Below are 312 nucleotides of genomic sequence, written 5' to 3'. Positions count from 1 at the left end.
ACCCGGATTCCGGGACTGCGCGTGCTGGATCCGCAGCGCCGCAAGCGCCAGTCCCGCAGGCCTACCCGCCCGGAACCACCCCGCCGGGTGCCCGGTGACGATTGGACGCAGTGGGAATCCGAACTCGACGAAGGCTCCCCCCACGAGCGGAAGGCGCCGAAGACCTCCACGCGCCAGCACCACAGGTCCTCGGGGATTGCCCGGATCGGGAGCCGCGCCGCACGCAGCGCGGCCCGTACCGCGGTGCGCCTGACAATCCGGCACGTACCGGCTGCCCGCGCCGCCCATCGCGCATATCGCTTCCTGCGCTGA

Annotated in this window: 1 pseudogene; it reads left to right on the top strand. The window is 72.4% G+C overall.

The annotated features are described in order from the left end of the window. Positions 1 to 312 (top strand): annotated as a pseudogene (locus CJ179_RS52080) (hypothetical protein); the annotation flags it as partial.

It is taken from the genome of Rhodococcus sp. ACS1 (assembly GCF_002300155.1).
Taxonomy (GTDB): domain Bacteria; phylum Actinomycetota; class Actinomycetes; order Mycobacteriales; family Mycobacteriaceae; genus Rhodococcus_F; species Rhodococcus_F koreensis.
The sequence above is the reverse complement of the archived record's forward strand: the minus strand, read 5'-3'. Positions and strand labels throughout refer to the sequence as shown.